We start from the raw sequence: 1070 nt of genomic DNA on the forward strand, positions 1-1070 counted from the left end.
ACAAGTGTTTTACCTAAATGACACACAACGTCCAGATATGGCACGTGCTTCTGGACTTTTTAAATATCTGCTAAAGTATCTGTTTTTGCTCTTCAGTTGCAAGGAACTAGGTTGAGGCATGTGTTATATCGTTTGTTGTGCGTTCGACTTTGTCTTTCCCTGTTTTTATTACTCCCTTTAATATTTCGATTAATTTCGAAGTGAACTTCCCTCAAAATTTCGGACAATTTTAAAGTGCTTCTCAGCCACGGACTTTAGTTGATTCAATTCTCTCTTGATTTTTATTATTCAGAAATCGAAATATAGGTTTCCACTTCTGCGTTATCTCCATCATAATATTTTGAGCCGTGGACAGTTACATCAGTACGGTACGCTCTTTTAAGTTGAGTATCTTTCCATATCTCCGTCCAAGTTTTAACTATTGCTTCGGGCATTTTCCCTTTTGAAATGTATTTTTTACTCTTACCAACTGAAATTTCCCTTCCTACAAAGTCAGCAGGAATATTGTCCAATGTTGTCACAGGAAATCCAATGATTAAAGTGTATTTGCCTGTATTGTCACTTTCATAGTCGGTATATACAGCATAAATTTCGTTGCTCTCTTTGTTTGGTATTTTGTCGGATATGTTTTCTCCCCAGAACTTACTCCAAATTTTTTCAACGTCCTCTATTGACTTTCCGTTTTCGTTTGTCGTTACAGTCGAGATACCTATTACTTTGAAATCGTTCATATTCTTCCTTTTGTTTATTTTACGTAGTATGTTAGTTCAAGCTGACGCACAACGTTGGGCTAGCTGCTGTGCTTTTTGGCGTCGGTTTTTTGAGCGTTGGAAAAACATGGAAGCTCGCCATTGTTGTGTGTTCGGTTTTTCTTATTGCATTAAAAGTTCCTTTAGGTATTTAAAATATTTTAATTTTTCATATCCTAAATGATTTAACCTATGTCCTAAATGTTTCTCTATTAGTTTATAATTTTTAATATAGTTAGATGAGATAACATGAATAGGCCTTCCATTCTTTAATAAGATTATTTCATCCACTCCGCCACCCCGAGTCCATTGACTTGAAGT

2 protein-coding genes are annotated in these 1070 nt (G+C 35.4%); both read right to left on the reverse strand.

What is annotated here, in order from left to right; all coding sequences use genetic code 11:
• Nucleotides 1-284: 284 nt before the first annotated feature.
• The gene (locus tag E1171_RS00880) at nucleotides 285-731 is read right to left on the reverse strand and encodes a GyrI-like domain-containing protein (RefSeq protein ID WP_155203177.1); all 447 of its coding nucleotides are present in this window, start codon (nucleotides 729-731) and stop codon (nucleotides 285-287) included.
• A gap of 141 nt (nucleotides 732-872) precedes the next feature.
• A partial coding sequence (locus E1171_RS24065; protein ID WP_222931311.1) for a hypothetical protein occupies nucleotides 873-1070 on the reverse strand: 198 nt, incomplete at its 5' end.

It is taken from the genome of Xanthovirga aplysinae, from assembly GCF_009711365.1.
Lineage (GTDB): Bacteria > Bacteroidota > Bacteroidia > Cytophagales > Cyclobacteriaceae > Xanthovirga > Xanthovirga aplysinae.

Bases quoted from the DNA above. Each gene is read 5' to 3' on its own strand.
- E1171_RS00880 (WP_155203177.1), bottom strand. From the start codon at position 731: ATGAACGATTTCAAAGTAATAGGTATCTCGACTGTAACGACAAACGAA.